Origin of the sequence: Aquimarina sp. BL5 (genome assembly GCF_003443675.1) — a bacterium.
In the GTDB taxonomy this organism is placed as follows: Bacteria; Bacteroidota; Bacteroidia; order Flavobacteriales; family Flavobacteriaceae; genus Aquimarina.
In genome coordinates, this window is the sequence record NZ_CP031963.1 from 5,812,716 (window position 1) to 5,835,051 (window position 22,336).

The window sequence follows — 22,336 nt, forward strand, 5'->3', positions numbered from 1 at the left end:
TGTTTTTATAAAATTCTGTTAATTAGAAGTTTCATATACTTTTTATCGTAGCTTTTTTTAACTCTAAACGTTCAACGTCACTTTCAACAAATACTTTTATATTACTATTATATTTGTCTACTTCAAAATTTAAAACAGCCTGTTTAACTTTAGGGTTTGCAAAGATTTTATCAAAAGTTTCATACATTTCCTTTTCATCAAAATATATTTTACTTCCAAATTCATTTTTATTATTATCTACCCAATAGAATCGTGTGTATTTTGGAACCGCAAAATCTTGAAAAGAGGTTAATGATGGATTTTTACTAAAAGTATAAATACGTTCACCATTAAAAAAATCAATAAGAATTTTTGTAGCTTCTGCTTGGCTTTTAAAATTGTATACAGGCTTCCAAAAAAAACGTTTCCTATATAAATTCCAGATATCAGTTCTGATACCAACTTCGTTTAATTTTTGAAGTTTATCTTCTTTTAAACCGTTCATTCTCTTAGCAACATAAGTTTCTCGGTCTAAATTAGTATTTGGGACTAAATCATTGATTTTCATATCTGTTTCCTGGGCAACAAACTGCGCTATCTCCACAGTAGAACCAGAACCAAGCATCCATACAGAAACAATTCCTCCTGGGGCCAGACCTACAACTATCCTTGAATAGTTATCTTTTTTATTTCTACGATCTAAAAATCCTTTTTCAAAAAGCTGACTCATTTTTTCTGAAGGTAAATCAAAGTCGCCACTATAAAACTTGTTTTCAGCATAAGAAATCCAAGTGATTTTTAATTTTTGTGGTATCGGCTTTAGTTCATCTCCGACAATATATGTGGATCCAATTTGCCCCCATCCGTTCTGAACAGTTCTACCTCCATTAGGTATCTCAATAGAACTTCCATCTTTTGTAATCAAATATCCTTCGTGTATTCTAACAGGATAGATTTCGGGAGCACATTCTGTTGGTAACCAGTCGTATTTTTTTTCTTTTTGGGTATTTGCCATTATTGATCCAGTTTCTTGTATACCTACTTTATCTGATTTTTTACAGGAACTCAAATAAGTTATAGATACAATTAAAAATAAAAGATATACTCTAGTCATTTAAATCTCCTTCTAAAGTTCCTCTAGTTCTTACGCCATTTTCTCTATTGGGTTTCATAGGAGGTAAAACTCCTAGAACCCGGTCATTATAGTGAGCAGAGAAGTGGAAATATTCATTACGTAATGCTTTTAACATTTCCTCATCGGTAGGATTATTGAAGCCAAGTTCATCATTTTGATCATTTACATATTGATCCAAACGTGTTTTTACTTCGGTAAGTTTCACTCTTTTTTCAGAGTCATCTATTATAGGATAATCGCTGACAATTAGGTCTTGATCATACTCCAGTTTTTTCTTTATGGAATATTCTACCATAATGTGCAGAGGGATGTAACTATATTCATTAGAGATTCCTGTTCTTTCAGCCTTTACCGTACCCCATACATCATCTACCCAAATTTGAGGTGGTAAGTACCATCCTTGTTCAATAAGCCTAGTGCGTTCTTCTTCTAATGTGGGTAAATATCCTCCATAATCCAGAGTAACTTCTTCATTATAATCGTCGGTATATCCTCCACCAATATCTGAATGTACTCCTGGTAAATATTTTTCTTTTCCTCTGGCACTACCAATTTTAGTGAGCATAAAATTACTTCTATGTTCGTCATTTGCTGCCAACTGAAATGTGAAACGAGCTTTTTTTATAGCATCCAAGTTGAGTTGTCTAACGTCATTTTGATGATATACTCCAAAAGATGCTACGGTATCATATAAACCGACAAACCTAGCTTGAGGTTTTAGCTTGATTTCGAGCCCATATTCTATTAGTTTTTCTCCTAGTACACCACCGTCTTCTTGATATAACTGTCCTGTATATTGGTATAGTCCATCCATTAAAATTTCTTTCTGATCTCCTTTCTTCTGATTGATCTCAAAAACAAAATTTCTTGCAGCTGCGGCTCCCCGGCTAAACCCATATGCATCAATATAAATACTATTTATTTTTTCAACCCCTAATGCATTAATTAATTTTGCGATTTCTTCACATCCTTTTTTTACTTTTCCTTTAACTCCAGTAGCGCCTTTCCCCATACTTTTCCCCCAGGTGCTATCACTTTCATGATCTTCAGTTCCAATACCTTCTATATATACAGAGAGCTGATGTTTTTTTTCTTCACTAATCTTTTCGTAAGCTGGCTCCATGCGAGAGACATTGGACTCGTCATTATCATAACTTCCTGTTCTTTTGATTCCTATCCAATTTGTATATCCATTTGCAGAATTTCTATCATAACTTTGACCATTGATCTTGTTATTGTATTCTAATCTGGCTCTTGTGTTAGCTCTATTGTTTAATGTTCCATCAAAAAACACACCTACTATAACATCTACAGAATCCTCTGGAGTTAATTCTTCATATTCAGCATTACCAACGTGAACGGGAGCAGTTTGTACATTTACTCCGCTGAGTACATTTCTACTAGTCTCTTGTGCTCCTGATGATGTTGCTGTTAATCCAATACTTCCCATAAATCTTATTAATTATAGCAAAACTTTAAAAAATAACTTCCAAAATGAGATTATTCTCCATACTCCACTGTTTCTGCACTTGCAATGGTAATTTTACCGCCTGCGTTCGTTTTAATTTCACCACTCGCATCGGTGGTTATTTCCTGAGCTTCTTGTTTATACTCACTACTTATTACTTTAATGGTTTCACCAATTTGGCGATCCTCATTAGTAGCACTTATAAAATAATCTTCAGAAATTGTTTCGCTTTTATTCTTGCCAACAGATATATCTAAATTTTCATCTACGTTTATCTGCATGTTTTTCGCGTTTAGCGTCATGTTTTCTCCTGCAGAAATGGTAATGTCATTATTGGCGGTATCTATATGTATGATATTTTGATTTTTATCCGTGATCATGATGAACTCTGAGCCATCTGCATCATTTAATTCTACCGTATGACCGCTTCTTGTTCGTAAAGCTTTAACGTCATTATTCTGTGTATTCCAACCAGCAGGATTAGCTCCTCCAGTATATAATGTACCTAGCACGTATGGTCTTTCTGCGTTACCTCCTTCAAAACCAATTAATACTTCTTCATCTACCTCAGGAATGAAATGAAACCCTTTTTCTCCACCTGCATGAGGTGTTACAATTCTTAACCAAGGTGATAATTCACCATTTTGTTTTTGCCAAGGAAATTGTACACGAATTCTACCAATTCCGTCTGGATCACTATTTTCCTTTACAATTGCCACCTGGGTTTCACTTTTTGGAAACGCCATAAAATTGGTGTTTGGATACACATCCAAATCAGCAGTTACTCCTTCGAATTTATTTTGATACCTTCCGTTCTCAGTATTGGTGTGTGTAACACTAGTGATTCTAAAACTTCCATAATCCGCGCCTTCTCCCTTAATGGTTACCACTTGCCCGATTTTTACACCTGGGTTATCACTTGATCCTTTAAATACTACTTGCTTTATCTCTTCCGCTTTTTTCTGCTGCTCTACGTGTGTATCTAATCGTTGTTTTAGAGAAGGATCGTTATATGAATTTAAATATACATTCGTCTCATTTGGGAAGATTTCATCCCCTTTATTGCTAGTAAATCCGTTATATCCGTTTACTCCAGAGCTTATCGTGCTAGTGGTTTTTTCATGTTGCCCATCAGTTAAGTAGTCATTGGTAAAGTATTTATAACTGTTAGATGAAGGTTTTAGATCCAACGAAAATTCCTGTAAATCATGACCGTATGTCAATGTAACCTCTTCTTGATCTTCAGGTTTTCCTAATACTAAAGCGCTTCCATCATAGTAAAACCATTCACTATATTGTGCTGCTAATCTACTGGTGTATTGAAAAGCACTTTCTTTATGCTGAACACTGTAATGGATATTATCAGAACCAGAAGGGTTAAAAATAGTTTCTAATTTAGATTGGTCGTATCCTTTAAAGGTTTCGTCTAAAATAGTTGCCAAATCCACGTCATTAAAAGAATTGTAGTGAGGTCCGTCATCTGCAATAATACTGCAGCTATGTGCTTTTATGGTAACCAAATCACCATTTTGCTGATGGAATCCCATAGTGCTATTTACAGAAGTAACGACACCTTTAAATTCGAATTCTCTATAACCGGATAGCGTACCTAATGATGATATTTGGACTGTGATAATTTGTCCAAGATAATTTTTGGTTTGAGATGCGATGTCTCCTGTAATATTCTCCAGAACATCCATTCTGCAGACTAACTCTAGTATATGGTGCGCATCAATTTCCTGATGTAGCATTAATCGTTTGTAAGCATTTATTGGTGATCCGCCAATAAATATTTGTGTAGTAGATTGTAATGCCATACGTTTTTGTTTTTTAGTGATTCATCAACTTATAGTATGTAAGTTGATAATACCGTTTTACTAAGTTTTTATAAAGTTACTATTTTTAAATTAGAGCTTACTGGTTGTCGCTTTTTTTCATTAAAATAGTATATGCTTTTTGTTTATTCTTTGAAAAAGAAAGAGTTATAAGAGGTTCTTAGGTCGAAGGTGTTTTGTTCAAAACTTCTTTAACTCGTTATAATTTAATAGGAAAACACCTGTGTAAATAAAGGTGTCTTCCATTAAATTGATTTTTAGAGACTCACTAAATACTTTGTGATTCGCAACTATTCATAAACCTTAAGGGCATTATGTTTTAGGCGAAGATATTTTGCTATTTCCACAACTCTTTTAGGTTTACCCTTATAGTATTGAGATCTATAGGATTATGCCTTAGAGGGCCAATTATTGGTAAACGTAGTTCCTTTAATTGTAATTTCTTTGGCAGAGAGTACTAGATGTATTTGCAAAGGTTTTGCACTTTCTGCATTAAAATGCTCTGTGTATTCAATGCAGTAGGCATCTTTAATCTCTACATTTTTAAGGCTAGACATATTATCTCTTCTAAAAAAGGTCATTTTACAATTTTTGGTAATCGATGGTGATATACACCAATCTAGATAATCTGTACTCGCTGTGGATTCTATAAGTAAACTAACTTGTCCTCCCTGTGGCTTTGCACAAGGTCTCCCTGTGTAATCTGTATCTTGTCTGAAGGTAAAAGAGCAATCCAAAATGTTTATCTCTTCCCCATCAAGATCTAATTTTGCTAAAAATGACATAAGTAATAATTTTAGTATTAATAACTACTTTATCAGTTCCATTATTGTTTACAAGAATGTAAAAAGAGGAAATGATGACTTAAGATAAGAAAGGGAGTGAAAAAACCACTCCCTTAACATAAATCTTATATAAAACGATATGGATTATACCCACTCGTTTACATGCTCACCGTTTCCGATTCCTATTTCTCTTGCAGAAATAGTTAAGATTTCAACCATTGGATTTTTACCAGTAGCATCAAAATTTTCTTTGTATTTCACTGCATAAGCATCAGTAAACTTTAATTCTTTAGAAGTAGCTTCAGTATCTCTTTTTAAGAATACTACTGAACCACTTCTCATTTCAAAATTATTGAACATCCAATCAGATAAACTAGTATCTGAAGTAGACTCTACTTCAATAGTAATCATACCTCCTCTGGTTACAGAAGATGGACGACCTGTTGCGTCAGTTTCTTGAGATAAACCGTAATTACAGTTTAATACGTTGTACTCATTTCCACCAACTTTTAATTTTGCTTTAAAAGACATAATAAATAATTTTTAAATTAATAATAATAATAAATAATAAACGTAACTTGTACAGTGTAAAGATAGTAAAATATATTTAAGTCTAAATCACCCTTAGATTGTTAAAGGGTCTATAATCAGTAAATTAAGAAAGAAAAGGACTACACTGTTTTCAGGGAATTTGCACTTTATCGTGAAGTTTATCTAATAAAAAAAAGATCTCAACGAACATTTTTAAGATCTTTTTTAACAATATTTTAACAATATTTTTTTATGCTCTCTTGCAAATGATTACATCATTTTCCTTTATGTTGTTTCCTTCAATCGTTCTGGTAAAGTCTACATGTGTTTGCATACCCATCCAGTTGGGTTTAGTATAAAAAATCCATCCATACGGATTGTTTTTATCATCCAAAAACTCAATTTCTCCTTCAGGGTGTCTGTCGTTATAATCATTAATAAAGAAGTAGAAAAGCTTGCCAAATTCCATCTTTTCAGGAGCCTTTAGTCTAAAATTACTTAACTCTTCGATGTTCTCTCCTTTATTGAATTCAAATGAGATAACTAAAGGATTTATTAGTTCATCATCTTTAGGGTCTTTCATTTTCTTGTCAATAGGGTAGAACCACTTCTTAAATATAGGTACTGGAACAGAAACAGCAAATTCATATAGTTTAACAATCATTATGGGGATGAGGAAACAAATTGAAGATGCGGCAAATATATATTTGTATTCCGGTTTATAAATCCCAACTACAAATAGGAATGTAATAAGGCCAATAAATATGGTAATTATAGTGTATAAAAATTCAGGCCAGAAACGAGTAGGGTTGTCATCTAATAAATTAGGGAAAAATTTACGCATTGCTAGGACATGTAATGAACCTAAGCATAAAAAGATAACTTGAAACCCAATAAAACTATTTAACGGAACATCATTAAGAACCTTCTCATTACTTAATAAAGCTGTAGCAGCGAATAATAAAAGGACTACTAGCATGTACAGGAAGAATTTCTTTTTATTTTTGACAAAAAGTTTCTTTAGCCCGGCAACAACCCCCATTAGTATAACGCTAACGGCTAATAGTATTATTCCCACCTTAAAAAAATCAGCATTTAGTGCTGCAGATTGTAATATCAAACTCATATCATAGTTGTTAGACCCATTCTGGGACTGTTAGTCTCATGTAATACAAATGTTTCTTCTTTACTCGAATATGTTACATTAATTTTTGTATCTATTTCCATAGGGATAAAATAGTCACAAAAGATAGTAATAAATTTTTTAGTAGCACCACTCACTATGTATTTATCAATATTTTTTTCGTTGACAGGTCCTATAGTAATTTCCCAACAAGGATAGGATATAATTGTTTCCTTAAGCTCTAAAACAAGATCCACACCCAGTTGATGTTCCGTAGATACTTCGTGGATGTTTTTATCTACTGTCGCGTATTTTTTTTCAATCGTAACTTTCTCTCCGATAATCTTTTCCAGACTTAAAGCTGTAAGTTCAATTTCACCGGATATTTTATGAACATATGGTAATAACTGTAATAATTTAATGCTATAGTCAGTAGGAATATCGGGGTCTAAATTCCAAAATTTCAAAAGAAAATCTGTCTTTAAATTGGCAAATTCATTAATTAATTTTCTTTCGCTTTTTTCTATATTAACTTTTTGAGTAAAAAATTCATTTTCCAAAGGAGAGAAAAAGGATCGAGCGTCTTTTTCTTGCTTTTTTTGCTTTTGATGTAATTCGGTAAACGAAATGTTGCTTTTGGCTTTAACAGGTTCGTGGAATAATCCTTCCGGTAGCGTATCATAAAGACTGTTTCTAGCTAGATTGAATTGTAACTTATCTGTATTTCCGGAATAGGAATCTACTTTAAAATCAATCACGTCCCGTCTATAGGATCTAGAAAAAGTACTTTTATTAAAAACGTCAATGTCCGTTAGATCTAAATCAGAATTTTCTAAAATCTCAGTCACGAAAATTTCCGCTTTTAGATTTTGATATGTACTTATTAGCTCTTGATATACATCTTGTACCTGTTTGTCGCTCATTCGTTTAGTTGGTATAAAGAATGTTACTTTTTTTAATTTTCGGTAGTATTGTTGCTAAATTTAGGTTTTTTTCCTCCAGCAACAAACATTCTTTTCCAAGGTTGTTTTGTTAAGTCGCTAATTTGCACACCATTTCCACCAGAATTCCCTCTTCTAGAGGTAGAGTGTACGAATCGATTATTACCAAGATAAAATCCTACGTGTGTAATTTCATTACGTTCTGATCCTTTATTATTAAAAAATATAAGATCCCCTTGTTTAAGATTATGTTGTCCTTTAAACTTATTGGTGTCTGGTGCGTCGAACTGTTTTTGAGCGGTTCTTTCGATTAGATTTCCATAAACATCATGAAAAATATATTGAGTAAAATAAGAACAATCAATCCCTTGTTTAGTATTTCCACCAAGTTTATATGGAGCGTTCATCCAATCATCAATAAACTCAAATAAGGGAACATTGTTTATTTTTTTTGGAGGAATCCCAAGAATAGCTCCATATTTTTTTTGAATAGGTTGGATCGCATTTTGTTTTGCCAAAGCAATAGAATCTCTCCTAGCTTGGGCTAATGCTTCTTGTTCTGCTTTTTTAGAACCCCCACAACTCATTGCCCCAACAATGATAATAAATAAAAAGAAAGTTTTGTAAAGTGTGTTCATTTGAAAAATAAAATTTACACAAATATAAAAAACTTATAGTAATTTTCTACTCTTCAGGTATTGATAACACTAAAATAAAATAAGAAAATAAAAGATTGTTATTTTTTTAGTTAGTTTATTGAATTATGAAGTGCTGATAAATAAAATGTTTATTAAATTGCATTTGCTAACGAAGTTTATTAAAGTACACAAATTATTATTTATGATTACTTCTTATTATAAATTGCCTTTAAATACTTTTAAAATTATTAAGAATAAGGAAATTGATAATTGTGACCTTATACAATCTATTATTGGTTATATTCATTTGATTACAACATCATATTTTGGTGAATGTACTTTTGACGAGTCATTTGGGTGTTCTATCTGGAATGTGGATTTTGATAATCTAACAAGTACGAATAAATTGCGAAATACAATTTCTGAGTCTTTAGTTGAAAGTATTGTTTCTCAGGAAAAAAGACTTAAAAAAGTAACCGTAGATGTGGTTATAAAACAGGAGGAATTTAAAAATAGAGGAAGTTTAAATAGAATTAAGAAACGTGTAGAGATAAAAGTGAATGGCATTGTTAGTAGAACTAATGAACAGTTCTCTTGCCTAGAAAGGTTTTATATAGCTCCACTTTCATTTTAAAAGGGTTTATGGGTTTAGAAAATAAAGTTCAGATTAAAAACAGAATGATCAAAAAGGCAGCTTCCCTTTGGGGAGTTTCTCCTAATGAAATAGAAAGTTCTTTTGATCCTGTTGTATCTCTTCTTATTGGAGCTTGTGCTTCGGAAATAGAAAAAATTTCTGGAGAAATTGATAATTCTCAGACCCGAATAACAGAGCGGTTGATTCAATTAATGACTCCAGAAACTTTATATGGATCGAGACCAGCACATGGAATAGTTTATTCTGAACCAATTGAGAAGAAATCGACAATTACACCAGAGCATTTATTGTATTATAAGAAAAAAGTAAAAACAAAGAATGCTAGCACTGAACTGAAAAATATATATTTTTCCCCAATTCAGAAAAACGAATTAATTGATGCGACTATTAGTCGTATGATTTGTGGAGATAAGATTTTTGAGTTAGAAGGTAAGAGGAAGACAATAAGTCCTTTGTCCTTTAACAAGGGAGGTTCATTGCCAAATTCTACTTTATATTTAGGTGTCTCATCCGAGCATGAGAAAATTGCGTTAAAGGATGTGTCCTTTTATTTTGAGTTATTAGATGTACAAGAGAATGAACTTTTTTATCATCATCTTAAAAATGCAACTTTTTATATAGACGGTAAGTCTGTAGATGTTTTTCCGGGATATTATAATAGTAATGTTTCAAGACGAATAAATTTAGAATCTATATTTGATTATAAACCGAATAAAACAAGAAATATAGAACAGCAGATAAAAAAGCTGTATAAAAAACACTTTATTTCCGTAAAATCGAATATTTCACTGAATTCCGGGGCTAAAATACCAGAAGAATTTTCTAACTTTATAAATCAGAAGGATCATGATGATTTAGCTGATTTTAGTTGGATTAAGATTGAGTTTCCAAGAATTATTGATGATTCGGTTTTGGAGAGTGTTTATTGTACTTTTAATGCTTTTCCTGCCCTTAATAGAAAGTGGGAAAGTATTTCTTATCAGTTAAAGGATTATATAGATATTGTCCCAATAAGTACGCAGGAATTATTCCTTGATATAAAATCGATATCTAATACTTCAGGAAAGGAGTATAGGTTAAGGGAAAATGATTCTTCTTTAGATGATAAAGGTACTTATGTTATTAGAAGAGATAATGTAAGTAAATTGGATTATAGAAAAGCACGCGAGTATTTGATACATTTGATTGAATTATTGAAAGATGAAAGTGCTTCTTTTTCCTTTTTTGGAAATGATTTTTTACAATCCAATATAAACGAATTAAATCAGAACATTTCTTTATTAGAAAAGAAAGTGTCTGACATGAAAAAATCATCAGAAGAAACGAATTATATTTCGGTAAAACCGTATAAGAAGAAGGATACACTTTTGGTAGAATATTGGGTGACTAATGGTGAAGATGCAAATCAAATTAAATCGGGGAATTCACTAAATATCTATCAGGGAACTGATTTGAAACAAAAAGGGAGTTTGTTTCTAACATCTACATTTCAAGGTAAAAATAACCTTGGGATGGAAGAAAGGCTTAATGCTTATAGAAGAGCTTTGCTATCTAGAAATCGAATTGTTACTAGAGAAGATATAAAAGCACTTTGTTATGAATTATGCAGTAATAAAGTACAGGAAGTAAAGGTGTCTAAAGGTTTTAAAACCGATATTCATATTTCTAAAGGACTTATTCCTTGTATCGAAGTTAAGCTTTTGGTAAACAAAGCAGAAAAAACATCATCTGGTGAGTGGGATTCTTTAAAAAGTAACATTTTGTCTATTTTGGAACAACAATCCCTAAATGTGTTTCCATATAAGATTACAGTAGTAGATTAATTATATTTTGAAAACAATAAATCATGAAAAAATCAAGTAGTACAACGAATTATCATATGGATAAAAGTGTAGTGTTGTTTTTTATCATAACAATACTGGTAACGGCAACGGTGTTTGCCTTTAAATACGTTAATTACACTCCTTGCGAAATTATAGAACTTTCTTACAGTAAAACCGAAGCTAAAGTAGATGAGTCTATTGAGTTTGAAGATAAAACAATAGGAGCGCTGGAGTGGAAATGGGATTTTGGAGATAGTACTGCAACGGATACAAGAAGAAAACTTTTTCATACCTATAAGAAGCCTGGAGAATATACGATTTCACTGATTGTTAATGGTAAATGTCCAAAAATTCAGACTATTACTGTTTTAGAGAAAGAAGAGGTTTTAGATCCTTTAAAGAAAGCTAAGTTTAAAATTCTTACACCAAAAATAAGAGTTGGAGAAAAATTAAAAGTAAAAGATAATACCCTAAATGCAACATCTTGGGAATGGAATTTTGAAGATGCTATAGGAGCTAATTCTAAAGAGCAGAATCCTGAGTATGTTTATAATACAGAAGGAAAGAAGACAATTACCTTAATCCCTAATGGAGAGCTTAAATATGCTACTAAGCAGACTATAGAAGTATTGCCTAAGATAATAGAGGTAGTTCGAAGAGATGAGACTGTAGTCCGAGAAATATCTACTATTCCGGTGGATCCTATCGGAGAAGGCTCTATTGATGTTGATCCTAAAGAAGAGTTTAAAGCACCTTTTATAAATGAAAAATCGTTTAAAGCTAAACTTATTCTTGTCTCGACAAAGAAAGCAAGTGTTAATGATTTTAAGGACTATCTATGTGGAAATCTTGACTTACCAATAATAGTGAACAGAAAGCGAACTACTTTTATTGAGTTTTGTGAAAAAATCAAAGGAAAGGGTATTAAGATAAAAGAATTAGAGTTAACCCGAGAGGATAACAATTGTATAAAGAATATTGTACTGAAATATTCTAAAACAAGTATATTTTAAAAGGATGGAATTAACGAATAAAAATCATCATCGTGTCAACTGGATTGACGGCATGAAGATCAATAAAAATCATTTTATTGAAGCAGATAATGCATTTACCAATTTTTCGCAGCTAATAGGTTCTAAAGATATTAATGCGATTAATTATGGGTTGTTACCAGATTTAGTAGGTGATGATGCTGTGGATATGGTGTTTTCTATGGATGGTCAAGATACTATCAAAGTACAGCTCAATAGATGTAGAGCTATTACCAAAGGCGGGTATATCATAAATATTACGCCAGAAATATCTTCTTCTTTAGAACAAAAAGGCAGTATAATTAATACAGAATATAAGATCAATCGTACTGAAGAAGAATGTTATATAGTGCTTAATGTAGACCCTTATGGCAGAGTTCCTGTTGGAGATGCGGATCCGGATGAAGAACCGCCACGACATCCTCACGTGTTACCGGAATATGGTCTTAGTATTATTAATATGGCAGAAGCCAATGAAGAAGAGTTTGGAAAACACCATATTACGATTGGAAAAATAGAGTTTCATGATGGGGTAGCGTCTTTGGCAGAAGATTTTATTCCACCATGTGTTTCCATCCAAAGTCATCAGGATCTTCGATATATATATACAGAAATACATACGTTTTTTAATGCTATAGAGAAATATTCTATGAATATTATTCAGAAGATCTATCAGAAAAAACAATCTAATGAGCTTGCAACGATGGTATTAACGTTAACGCAAGGCACTTTGCAGTATCTAGGAGGAATGTTGCCAGAGTTTAGGTTATATGATAGACATCTTCCACCAGTTACTATGATTACTAAATTGATGTCACTTGCTAGAGTAATCAAAAATAATATGGATGTTTACGTGGGTACAGGAAAAGAAGAGTTATTAAATTATTTATCGGATTGGTGTGATCTTAATCAAGGAGCCTTTGAGAATGTATTGGTAGAAATGATGGACTTAGAATATCAGCATACTGATATTAATAAGGCTTTGCATAATGTATCGAGTTTTACAAAATTAATGCTCTCGTTATTTAAGAAATTAAATGAGCTTGATTATATTGGGAAAAAATCAGATTCTAATATATTTGTTAAGGAAGAGGTTATTGCAAAACCAGATGTTAAAAACAGACGTAGCTTCTTATTAGATTAATGTGTATTTAAATTATAATTTAGAGAAATGAAACCAAAAAACAGTAAAGAAAGAAGAAATAGTGTACTAAAATTTGCCTTACTATTTTTATTTACAGTCGCATTAATCGTAACCGCATTCTTTTTTGATTTTGACAGAATTCCTTTTAAGGAGAATGAAGTATTAAGAGAGCGTAAAGCTGTTATAGAAAAAAAGGAAAAGTTTCAAAAAGACTTCTCTAAAGGAATGTTTACGATAGAAAAATTGATAGATTCTTTAAACAGGCCTGATAAAAAAGAAGATCTGTATTATATTAATAGATCTTTAGAGTCAGAAATAGGGGATCTAAGTGAAACTATTGATCCTAAAGATACTACATATGCATACAAAATGTATGTGAATATTGTAAGTTCTTATAGACAAATTAAAGAGATGAAGGCCTTATTATCAAAACAAGAGGCAGAGGTTAAAAAGCTAGAAGAATATAAGACTGCATTAAGGGAAACGAGGGAGCAATTAGATAAAGCTAAAACTGATCTTGATTTATGTAGAGCATCTAGAAGATAATCGAGTTTTTATCAGATAGGCTAAAATTTTAAATTAATAAAAAACAAAAAAGTGTATGATTTACTCATACACTTTTTTGTTTTTTATTAATAATTGTAAATGTGTTATTTAGACTTTAACCAATTTTCTCTTTTTAGTAAAGCTTTTTTACTAGGTTTAGAGAATTGAGTTATCTCTACTTGAGAGCTAACACCGAACTTAACAAACGCTTTTTTCTCTTGATCTAACCTTCGATAAACAATAGTTGCTTTTTTGCCAGGTTTGTATTTTTTTAAAACCCCATTGAATTGATCAATGTCAGAAAAAGACTGATTGTCGATTGCTACAATTACATCTCCTTTTTCTAAACCGATGGTATATGCAGGAGTTCCTTTCTTCACGTATTTTGAGATCACCGCATTATCATCTTCGTTAAATTCTATTTCTACTCCTAAATAGGGTTCTTTACTATTGGTTTTTGGATAGATAGCGACAGATCCTAAAAGTTTTTTAAAGTCAGGAATTTGACTGTCAAAAATATATTTCTCAAAGAAATCATCTGCAAAAGATTCTCCAGCATATTCTCTCAGTGTAAAAAACAAATTCTCTATCGTATATGGTATTTCTGTTTTTCCATATTTAGTCCAGACTAATTTCAGGTAGTCATCTAAGTTTAAATCGTCCTTATCTCTTAAGGATAAGTCTAACGCAAGGCCCAACATGCTTCCATATGAATAGTAAGATACAAATGTATTTCCTCTGTTTGTAGGATCTACAGATGTAGCTGCATCAACAAAAGGAGCTTGATAACTCATTTCTATAGGATTGAAATATTGTAGGGCAGGAGAGTTCCAAACATAATTATATGTTTTGCTTAAACTTTCTATATATTGATCTTGCGTAATAATACCTGCTCTGCAAAGTATAAGATTTGTATAATAACTTGTAAAACCTTCTGCAAACCACAATTCACCAGACATGTTTGTTTCTTCAAAATCAAAAGGCTCTAATGAATTAGGGCGAATACGTTCTACATTCCAAGCGTGAAAAAATTCGTGGGCGACTGTACCTATGTTTTTTTCCATTCCTCCATCAGCAAGACTTAGTGTACTTGTTAAAACTGTAGAATTACGATGTTCCATTCCATCTCCAGAAACCTGAGGCATATAACTAGCCAGGAAAGTGTATTCTCCGTAATCGAAATTTGGATAATCTCCGAAAACCGCTTTTTCTTGTTCAACAATCTTTTTTATTTGTTCGAAATATTGATCCGCTTCTTCCTCGGTACCTTGATGAAGCAATGCTAGCTTTATAGTATACTCAGTGCCACCAGAAGCTACTTTGAATTCCTTAACTGTATGGTTGCTGATTTGCGCTGGACTGTCCATGAAATATTGTAAGTTAGGAGCTAGGAATTTGTTACCTCCTAAAGGAATCAATTGCGTAGCAACATTCCATTTTAGATCTTCTCGAACCAAGTATGTTACTTGTACTGGACGATCCTTTAAAGTAGGAACATACATAAACGTTGCGGGCATATTAAGGTGCGCGTGTGTTTCATCTATTTGCGAATAAGTTCCGTCACCTCTATCTGCAAACAGTGTATAAGATAGCTTAATAGTTCCATCATGTCCAGAAACATCCCACTGATGTGGATTAGGTCTTGTTACAGTAACATCTTTGTCTTTGCTATCTGTAATTTTGACATCATATACATTTTTCGCAAATTCATGTAAAGCATATCTACCCGGAGAAGTTCTACTCATTCTTAAAGAAATAGTGCCGCTTTCCAAATTAGTAAACACGGCTTCGATTTGAGCTTCGTGATGTGCAGCATTTTTAAAAGAAATTTGATATTCATTTCTTACCTGAGTATGTCCAGATTGAAAAACAAAAAGAAAAAAAACAAAAAGAAAAAATCGAAAAGATTTCATTAATAGTAATTTTGGTTAAAAGATTCGTGCTATTATAATCGGTAAAATTAAAAATAATTAGTTACCGAAGCGTAATTGGGAAAGTTCGAAATTTTTATGGGGCCCGAAATGATTCGAAAAATAAACTTTTAAAATCATACCAGAAGTCAAAAATACAACAAACTCTTAATTGCGCAAATATTAGCAAAGGAAATTGATTGTAACACAAAAAGAGTTGAGAAATTACTTCTCTTAGAAATAGAATACATTAAATATGTTAATTTTTGTTTAACTAATAGTGTAAAAGGTTAAACAATTGTGTAGATTTGATTTTGTAAGTTTATTAATCACCTGATGATGTAAAGATTTTCCTTAAGATATTGCTTTAGAAAAATCTACTAGATCTTCAGAATACAATAAAAAATCGAATGAAAATAGAAACAGAAACATTGCTTAAGTCTAATGGATACAATTTAAAAGGTTTTTCTATTGATGATATCGGTGACGACCATATTAGTACCGGAATGGAAACTCCAATGAAGAAAAATGCATTTGATATGTCCGACACAGAAAAAAAAGAGCGGATAGCGCACTTGTTTGCAGAGATTATGGATGTGATGGGGTTGGATTTAACAGATGATTCGCTAAAAGGGACACCTAATCGCGTAGCCAAAATGTATATTGAGGAAATTTTTTCAGGATTAGATCCTAAGAATAAACCCAAAGTAGCATTGTTTGATAATAAATACAAATACAATCAAATGCTGGTAGAAAAAAACATTACGTTTTATTCTAATTGCGAGCATCACTTTGTACCGATAATAGGTAAAGCGCACATTGCATATATCTCATCAGGAAAAGTCATTGGGTTGTCAAAACTTAATCGTATAGTACAATATTTTGCCAAGCGTCCACAAGTACAAGAAAGGTTAACAAATCAGATAGCTACAGAGCTTAAACAGATTCTAAACACAGAAGATGTAGCAGTTATTATAGATGCCAAACATTTATGCGTCTCTTCTAGAGGAATTAAAGATGATACTTCGGCTACGGTAACTTCGTATTATGGAGGTGTTTTTAATACATCGGATAAAATTTCAGAGTTGCAGAACTATATAAATAATTGATTGACTGATTCATCCATTTAAAATAAGAGCTTTTATTAAATATGCATTATACAAAAGAACAGATAGCATCTATGGATCGTGTGCAGCGACTAAAAATAATAAATGCTGTATCCGGCATAAAACCTGCGAACCTCATTGGAACGATCGCTGATGACGGTAAAACCAACGTTGCAATATTTAGCTCTGTAGTTCACTTAGGCAGTGATCCGGCCCTTATGGGTTTTATTATGAGACCAATTGGCGAAGTTTCCAGACACACTTACGAAAATATTTTACAGAATGGTCAGTATACAATTAATCATGTAGACAGATCTTTTGTGAAAAATGCACATTATACCTCTGCGAAATTAGATCGAAATGATTCTGAGTTCGAAAAATGCGGATTGAATGAAGAATATATATCAGGATTTGAAGCTCCATTTGTTAAAGAAAGTCAACTCAAAATAGGATTGCAATTCGTAGAAGCTATAAATATTCGTCTGAACGGTACTATTTTAATGATAGGTGAAATAAAGCACTTAATCATTCCAGAAGCAAATATTGGAGATCATCTAGATTTGGATCTAAGTATTACAAATACGGTGGGTATTTCTGGGTTGAATACCTATTACGCTTTAGAAAAGATAGCAGAGTATCCTTATGCAAGGGCAGCCGAAATACCTGATTTCTAAATAGAATGGATTTTACAATAGTTAAGCTACTTTTCGATTTTGGATTATTGATTCTAATTTGGATGGTACAGCTTATTATATATCCTGGATTTAAACATTATCAAAAAGAAGATTTGATCAAATGGCATCGCGTATATGCTCTTAGAATAACTCTGATTGTTATGCCTTTGATGATAGGTCAACTTTTGATAAATGTGGCTTCCATTTATATGATTTTCAGCTTTTATAGTTTGATAAGTCTGATTTTAGTAGTATTAGTTTGGTTATCGACTTTTATACAATTTGTTCCGATGCATAGTCGTATTTCGGACGGAATTTTTGATAGGACACTCATACATCGATTAGTCCATCTTAATTGGTTGCGTACGTTTTTATGGACTACCATTTTTCTTTTTGGGTTGCTGGGGTACTTTATACAGTTATAATTTATAATTAGACTATTCTTAACGTTTGTATCTTGTTAAGATCATCTTAGTGTTATATTTTTGTTTAATTATTTCTTTTATTTATTAAACAAAAAAATCTAATTTGAAAAAATCTAATCTCCCTGTTAAAATCTGTAAAGTATGCGAACGACCATTTACTTGGAGAAAGAAATGGGAAAAGGTTTGGGAAGAAGTAAAGTATTGTAGCAATAGGTGCAGAAATAATAGAGGAAGCATAAAAGGAGAGGTTTAGAATACATAAATTAGTTATTAAGCATGATGAAGACGGGACTCGTATGGTTTAGAAATGATTTAAGAATTGCTGATAACAATTCTTTGTTCAAAGCGGTATCCGAAAATGATAAAGTGATCGCTGTGTTTTTTTTTGATCCAAGATTGTTCGAATTAGATCATTTTGGTTTTAAGAAGACAGAGAAATATAGGGCTAAGTTTCTTGTAGAAAGTGTGATAGAATTAAAAGAAAGCTTAAATAAACTTAATATTACGTTACTGGTTTATCAAAATAAACCCGAAGAAATTTTCTCAAAACTTATTGAAGATTATAAAATAGATAAGGTATATCTCCAAAAAGAGTGGACTTCGGAAGAAAAAAAGGTTTTCGACTTCACAAAAAATGAGGTAAAGAATCCAAATATAGAATGGGTAGAGTCATATGATCAGTTTCTCTTTCATCCAGATGATATTCCTTTTAATCTTCAGGATATTCCAAAAGTGTTTACCAATTTCAGGAAGAAATGTGAAAAATTTACTTCAGTTCGAACTGAAGTTGTAATAGATCCTTTGTCATCAGACAATTTGTTAGAAAATACTACTGATATTCCACAAATATCTGACCTTGGTTTTCAGGAATTCGAAACAGATTTGAGGACAGCCTTTCCTTTTAAAGGAGGAGAAAGCCAAGCCAAGCAAAGGATTCAAGACTATTTTTGGAATACAAAAAAACTTTCATTTTATAAGAAGACAAGGAATGGATTAGTAGGTGTTGATTATAGTTCTAAGTTGTCATCTTGGTTGTCCAATGGTTCTATTTCGGCACGTACGATTTATCATCAAGTGCAAAAATATGAAGAGGAAATACAAAAAAACGATAGTACATACTGGCTTGTTTTTGAATTAATTTGGAGAGATTTTTTTAAATATATTTCCTTGAAACACGGGAATGATCTCTTTAGAATAGAAGGAATACTTTATAAAGATTATTCTTGGTCAAAAGATATTCAAGGTATTCATCAATGGATTCATGGAGAAACTAAGGAATCTTTTGTAAATGCAAATATGATAGAGCTTAAAAATACTGGCTGGATGAGTAATCGCGGTCGACAAAATGTAGCTTCTTATTTCGCAAAAGAATTGAAGCTGGATTGGAGGGTAGGGGCAGCATATTTTGAGTCACTATTGATTGATTACGATGTTCATAGTAATTACGGAAACTGGCAGTATGTGGCAGGAGTTGGTAATGATCCGAGAGATCGTAAATTTAATATAGAGCTTCAGTCGCAACGATACGATCCGCAACAAAAATTTCAAAGCCTTTGGCAACAACCAACATTATTTTGATATATGATACTACGACTATTACTTGGTGATCAATTAAATTATGAACATTCTTGGTACAAGGATACTCAAGAGGATGTTTGTTATTTTATGGCCGAAATGCGCCAAGAAACTGATTATACCGTACATCATATTCAGAAAGTAGTAGGTTTTTTTCAGAGCATGAGAAATTTTGCTTCTTGGTTAAGTGATAAGGGATCGGAGATAGTCTATTTCGAGTTAGATCATCACGATAATAAACAGGATTTAGTAGCTAATCTCGAAAATATTATAAAAACAAAAAACATCACTAAGTTCGAATATCAACTTCCGGATGAATATAGATTAGACAAACAACTGAAAGACTTTTCTAATCAATTATCAATAGATACGGAAGTGTTTGATACCGAGCATTTCCTTACATCTAGAACAGATTTTTCTGATTTTTTTGGAGGTAAGAAACAGTATACAATGGAATATTTCTATCGTGATATGCGAAAGAAATATGATATTATGATGATTACCACAAAAGATCCTGAAGGAGGCAAGTGGAATTTTGACCAGAGCAATCGAAAAAAGTGGAAAGGTAGTCCAGAAATTCCTGGTCAGAGAGATTTGAAGAAAGACGTTAGCGATTTGGTTCAGCTTGTTAAAAAGGAAAATGTAAAGACTATTGGAAACATTAATGTAACAAAGTTCGATTGGCCAACTTCTAGAGAAGAGTGTTTGTTGTTATTAGATTACTTCTGCGAAAATCTATTAATATATTTTGGGGATTATCAAGACGCTATGCATCTCGATGAAAAATATTTGTTTCATAGCAGGCTTTCTTTTGCGATGAATAGTAAAATGCTTCATCCGATGGAAGTAATTACTAAGGTTATTGAATATTGGAGAAATCAAAAAGAAGAAATAGATATATCACAGGTAGAAGGATTTGTGCGTCAGATCCTTGGTTGGAGAGAGTATATGCGGGGTATGTATTGGGCAAAAATGCCGGGTTATAAAAACCTGAACAAGCTTAATAACGTCCATAAACTTCCAGGATTTTATTGGACAGGCGATACCAAAATGAACTGTATGAGTTCTGCTATTAAACAGAGTCTTGATGATGCATATGCGCATCATATACAGCGATTGATGATTACTGGTAATTATGCTTTATTAACAATGACGGATCCTGATGAGGTTGATCAATGGTATTTAGGTGTTTATATCGACGCTATTGAATGGGTAGAAATCACAAATACTCGCGGTATGAGTCAATTTGCAGATGGTGGATTGGTGGCAACAAAACCATATGTTTCTAGTGGTAGTTATATCAATAAAATGAGTAATTACTGCAAGAGTTGTTATTACAAAGTATCAAAGAAACATGAAGAAGACGCGTGTCCTTTCAATTCACTTTACTGGAATTTTTTAGATGAAAAACAGCAATATTTTAAAGATAATCAACGAATGTCCATGATGCTGAGCTTATTGCATAAAATGGACAAAGAAAAATTAAGTAAATTAAAAGAAAGAGCTAATCATATTATCGAAAACCCTAATGAGTATTAATAAAGAACATGTCAATATAGTTTGGTTTAAGCGAGATCTTCGATTGCAAGATAATGAGGCTGTGCATAATGCAATAGCAACCAATAGGCCAACCTTATTGCTATACGTTTTCGAGAATACGCTAAAAGAAGATAAACATTACAGCGAGCGACATTGGAACTTTATAAAACAATCACTTAATGATTTGAATAGACAGTTGCTTCCTTATAATACAAAGGTGTTATGTGTCTCTTCAGAGGTTATTCATACGATTGGCACTTTGCAACAATTCTGGAAGATAGATCATGTGTTCTCTCATCAAGAGACTGGTATTAGAATTACTTATGAAAGAGATAAGGCTTTCTCACGTTTTTGTAAAAATAATTTAATTCAGTGGGTAGAGAATACGAATAATGGTATTCATAGAGGACTCCAAAATAGAGTGGATTGGAGAGAAGATTGTGAGCATTATATGAATCAATCACAATTTGATTTCAGTCCGAAACCAGAAAGTTTTATTTCTCTAGAAAAGATAGCTGAGCTCGAAAAGATTTTTAATATTGTTGATTTAGATACATTAATAGATTGCAATTTTCAAGCAGGAGGAACCTCTAAAGGATTTGAGTATTTGACCTCTTTTTTCAGAGGTCGTTACAAGAATTATAGTTTTCATATTTCTAAGCCAGAACTTGCACGCAAAGGCTGTAGTCGTTTGTCTCCTTATATTGCTTGGGGAAATCTTTCGATAAGGCAGGTGTGGCAGTACGCCATAAAACAACGAGAAACGTCCAGTGATAAAAAACAGATAGATGCTTTTACATCTAGGTTGCAGTGGCAGGTGCATTTTATACAAAAATTCGAAATGGAAGATATTATGGAATTCGAGAGTATAAATAAAGGGTACAGGAAATTAAAGAAACAAATTTCTGAAGCATATCAAATCGCCTGGAAAGAAGGAAAAACTGGATATCCATTAGTTGATGCATGTATGAGATGTTTAGAGGAAACTGGTTATATTAATTTTAGAATGAGGGCTTTAGTAGTTTCTTTTTTTACACATAATCTTTGGCAACCTTGGCAAGAGGCTAGTGCGCATTTGTCAAGTATGTTTTTAGATTTTGAGCCAGGTATTCATTTTCCACAACTCCAAATGCAAGCAGGTGAAACGGGAATCAATACACTTAGAATATATAATCCTGTAAAGAATAGTATAGAACATGACCCGGAAGGAGTTTTTATTAAAAAATGGATTCCTGAACTAAGAAGTATTCCATTAGCATATATCCATGAACCTTATAAAATGCCACCTCTGGAGCAACAATTTAATAACTTTGAAATAGGTGTCGATTATCCTTTTCCTATAGTAGATATAAATACTACTCGAAAAAAAGCAAGTGATACCTTGTGGGATATGAAAGATGATGCGCTTGTAAAAAAGGAAAGTTATCGAATTTTAAAAAAACATACATTACCAAATAGAAAAATCTAAACTGA

The 22,336-nt window shown here is 32.3% G+C and carries 21 protein-coding genes; 12 read left to right on the forward strand and 9 right to left on the reverse strand.

The features are described 5' to 3' along the window. Window positions 1–31 precede the first annotated feature (31 nt). The 8 genes from D1818_RS24400 to D1818_RS24435 all read right to left on the reverse strand — a co-directional run bounded on the left by D1818_RS24400 (window position 32) and on the right by D1818_RS24435 (window position 8,435). A complete protein-coding gene (locus D1818_RS24400; RefSeq protein ID WP_118462930.1) occupies window positions 32–1,093 on the reverse strand; it encodes a DUF2931 family protein in 1,062 nt (353 codons plus the stop codon). Continuing rightward, window positions 1,086–2,564 carry a DUF2235 domain-containing protein gene (locus D1818_RS24405; protein WP_118462933.1) on the reverse strand — a complete coding sequence of 493 codons (1,479 nt, stop codon included), beginning with the start codon at window positions 2,562–2,564 and terminating at the stop codon, window positions 1,086–1,088. Before D1818_RS24405 ends, D1818_RS24400 begins: the two co-directional genes overlap by 8 nt. Window positions 2,565–2,614: 50 nt before the next feature. Continuing rightward, on the reverse strand, window positions 2,615–4,399 hold the full coding sequence (locus D1818_RS24410) for a type VI secretion system Vgr family protein (RefSeq protein ID WP_118462936.1): 1,785 nt from the start codon (window positions 4,397–4,399) through the stop codon (window positions 2,615–2,617). 407 nt (window positions 4,400–4,806) lie between these two features. Continuing rightward, window positions 4,807–5,202 carry a type VI secretion system tube protein TssD gene (gene tssD, locus D1818_RS24415; protein ID WP_118462939.1) on the reverse strand — a complete coding sequence of 132 codons (396 nt, stop codon included), beginning with the start codon at window positions 5,200–5,202 and terminating at the stop codon, window positions 4,807–4,809. A 144-nt stretch (window positions 5,203–5,346) separates the two neighbouring features. Beyond that, window positions 5,347–5,733, reverse strand: a complete 387-nt coding sequence (gene tssD, locus D1818_RS24420) for a type VI secretion system tube protein TssD (protein WP_118462942.1) — start codon at window positions 5,731–5,733, stop codon at window positions 5,347–5,349. Window positions 5,734–5,983: 250 nt separating this feature from the next. Beyond that, the gene (locus D1818_RS24425) at window positions 5,984–6,859 is read right to left on the reverse strand and encodes a TssN family type VI secretion system protein (RefSeq protein ID WP_118462945.1); all 876 of its coding nucleotides are present in this window, start codon (window positions 6,857–6,859) and stop codon (window positions 5,984–5,986) included. Next, window positions 6,856–7,779 carry a hypothetical protein gene (locus D1818_RS24430; RefSeq protein ID WP_118462948.1) on the reverse strand — a complete coding sequence of 308 codons (924 nt, stop codon included), beginning with the start codon at window positions 7,777–7,779 and terminating at the stop codon, window positions 6,856–6,858. The genes D1818_RS24425 and D1818_RS24430 overlap by 4 nt, the downstream gene beginning before the upstream one ends. Before the next feature lie 32 nt (window positions 7,780–7,811). Continuing rightward, window positions 7,812–8,435, reverse strand: coding sequence for a C40 family peptidase (locus D1818_RS24435; RefSeq protein WP_118462951.1), 624 nt, complete (start codon window positions 8,433–8,435; stop codon window positions 7,812–7,814). 202 nt (window positions 8,436–8,637) lie between these two features. Here D1818_RS24435 and D1818_RS24440 point away from each other — a divergent pair, with 202 nt between their 5' ends. The 5 genes from D1818_RS24440 to tssO are packed head-to-tail and all read left to right on the forward strand — an operon-like array spanning window position 8,638 to window position 13,634. Further along, window positions 8,638–9,069, forward strand: a complete 432-nt coding sequence (locus D1818_RS24440; RefSeq protein WP_118464103.1) for a GPW/gp25 family protein — start codon at window positions 8,638–8,640, stop codon at window positions 9,067–9,069. A gap of 44 nt (window positions 9,070–9,113) precedes the next feature. Beyond that, on the forward strand, window positions 9,114–10,913 hold the full coding sequence (locus D1818_RS24445) for a type VI secretion system baseplate subunit TssF (RefSeq protein ID WP_240338272.1): 1,800 nt from the start codon (window positions 9,114–9,116) through the stop codon (window positions 10,911–10,913). Window positions 10,914–10,936: 23 nt separating this feature from the next. Further along, complete coding sequence (locus D1818_RS24450) at window positions 10,937–11,926, forward strand: PKD domain-containing protein (RefSeq protein WP_118462959.1); 990 nt, start codon at window positions 10,937–10,939, stop codon at window positions 11,924–11,926. A gap of 4 nt (window positions 11,927–11,930) precedes the next feature. Next, complete coding sequence (locus D1818_RS24455) at window positions 11,931–13,088, forward strand: hypothetical protein (RefSeq protein ID WP_118462962.1); 1,158 nt, start codon at window positions 11,931–11,933, stop codon at window positions 13,086–13,088. A gap of 27 nt (window positions 13,089–13,115) precedes the next feature. Then, a complete protein-coding gene (tssO, locus tag D1818_RS24460) occupies window positions 13,116–13,634 on the forward strand; it encodes a type VI secretion system TssO (protein ID WP_118462965.1) in 519 nt (172 codons plus the stop codon). 104 nt (window positions 13,635–13,738) lie between these two features. Here the strand turns inward: tssO and D1818_RS24465 are convergent, their stop codons facing one another. Beyond that, a complete protein-coding gene (locus D1818_RS24465) occupies window positions 13,739–15,547 on the reverse strand; it encodes a M61 family metallopeptidase (RefSeq protein ID WP_118462968.1) in 1,809 nt (602 codons plus the stop codon). 407 nt (window positions 15,548–15,954) lie between these two features. On the opposite strand from D1818_RS24465, the gene folE reads away from it, so the two are divergent. The 7 genes from folE (at window position 15,955) to D1818_RS24500 (ending at window position 22,331) form a co-directional block, all read left to right on the forward strand. Then, a complete protein-coding gene (gene folE, locus D1818_RS24470) occupies window positions 15,955–16,653 on the forward strand; it encodes a GTP cyclohydrolase I FolE (protein WP_118462983.1) in 699 nt (232 codons plus the stop codon). A gap of 41 nt (window positions 16,654–16,694) precedes the next feature. Beyond that, the gene (locus D1818_RS24475) at window positions 16,695–17,324 is read left to right on the forward strand and encodes a flavin reductase family protein (RefSeq protein ID WP_118462987.1); all 630 of its coding nucleotides are present in this window, start codon (window positions 16,695–16,697) and stop codon (window positions 17,322–17,324) included. Window positions 17,325–17,329: 5 nt separating this feature from the next. Continuing rightward, window positions 17,330–17,749: a hypothetical protein gene (locus D1818_RS24480; RefSeq protein WP_233558577.1), complete on the forward strand. Its 420-nt coding sequence runs from the start codon at window positions 17,330–17,332 to the stop codon at window positions 17,747–17,749. Window positions 17,750–17,852: 103 nt separating this feature from the next. Beyond that, window positions 17,853–18,002 carry a DUF2256 domain-containing protein gene (locus tag D1818_RS24485; protein ID WP_118462990.1) on the forward strand — a complete coding sequence of 50 codons (150 nt, stop codon included), beginning with the start codon at window positions 17,853–17,855 and terminating at the stop codon, window positions 18,000–18,002. Window positions 18,003–18,028: 26 nt separating this feature from the next. After that, entirely contained in the window at window positions 18,029–19,327 is a 1,299-nt protein-coding gene (locus tag D1818_RS24490; RefSeq protein ID WP_118464109.1) for a DASH family cryptochrome, read from the forward strand. A gap of 3 nt (window positions 19,328–19,330) precedes the next feature. Then, the gene (locus tag D1818_RS24495; protein WP_118463004.1) at window positions 19,331–20,863 is read left to right on the forward strand and encodes a cryptochrome/photolyase family protein; all 1,533 of its coding nucleotides are present in this window, start codon (window positions 19,331–19,333) and stop codon (window positions 20,861–20,863) included. Beyond that, the gene (locus D1818_RS24500; RefSeq protein ID WP_118463009.1) at window positions 20,853–22,331 is read left to right on the forward strand and encodes a cryptochrome/deoxyribodipyrimidine photo-lyase family protein; all 1,479 of its coding nucleotides are present in this window, start codon (window positions 20,853–20,855) and stop codon (window positions 22,329–22,331) included. Before D1818_RS24495 ends, D1818_RS24500 begins: the two co-directional genes overlap by 11 nt. Window positions 22,332–22,336 lie beyond the last annotated feature (5 nt).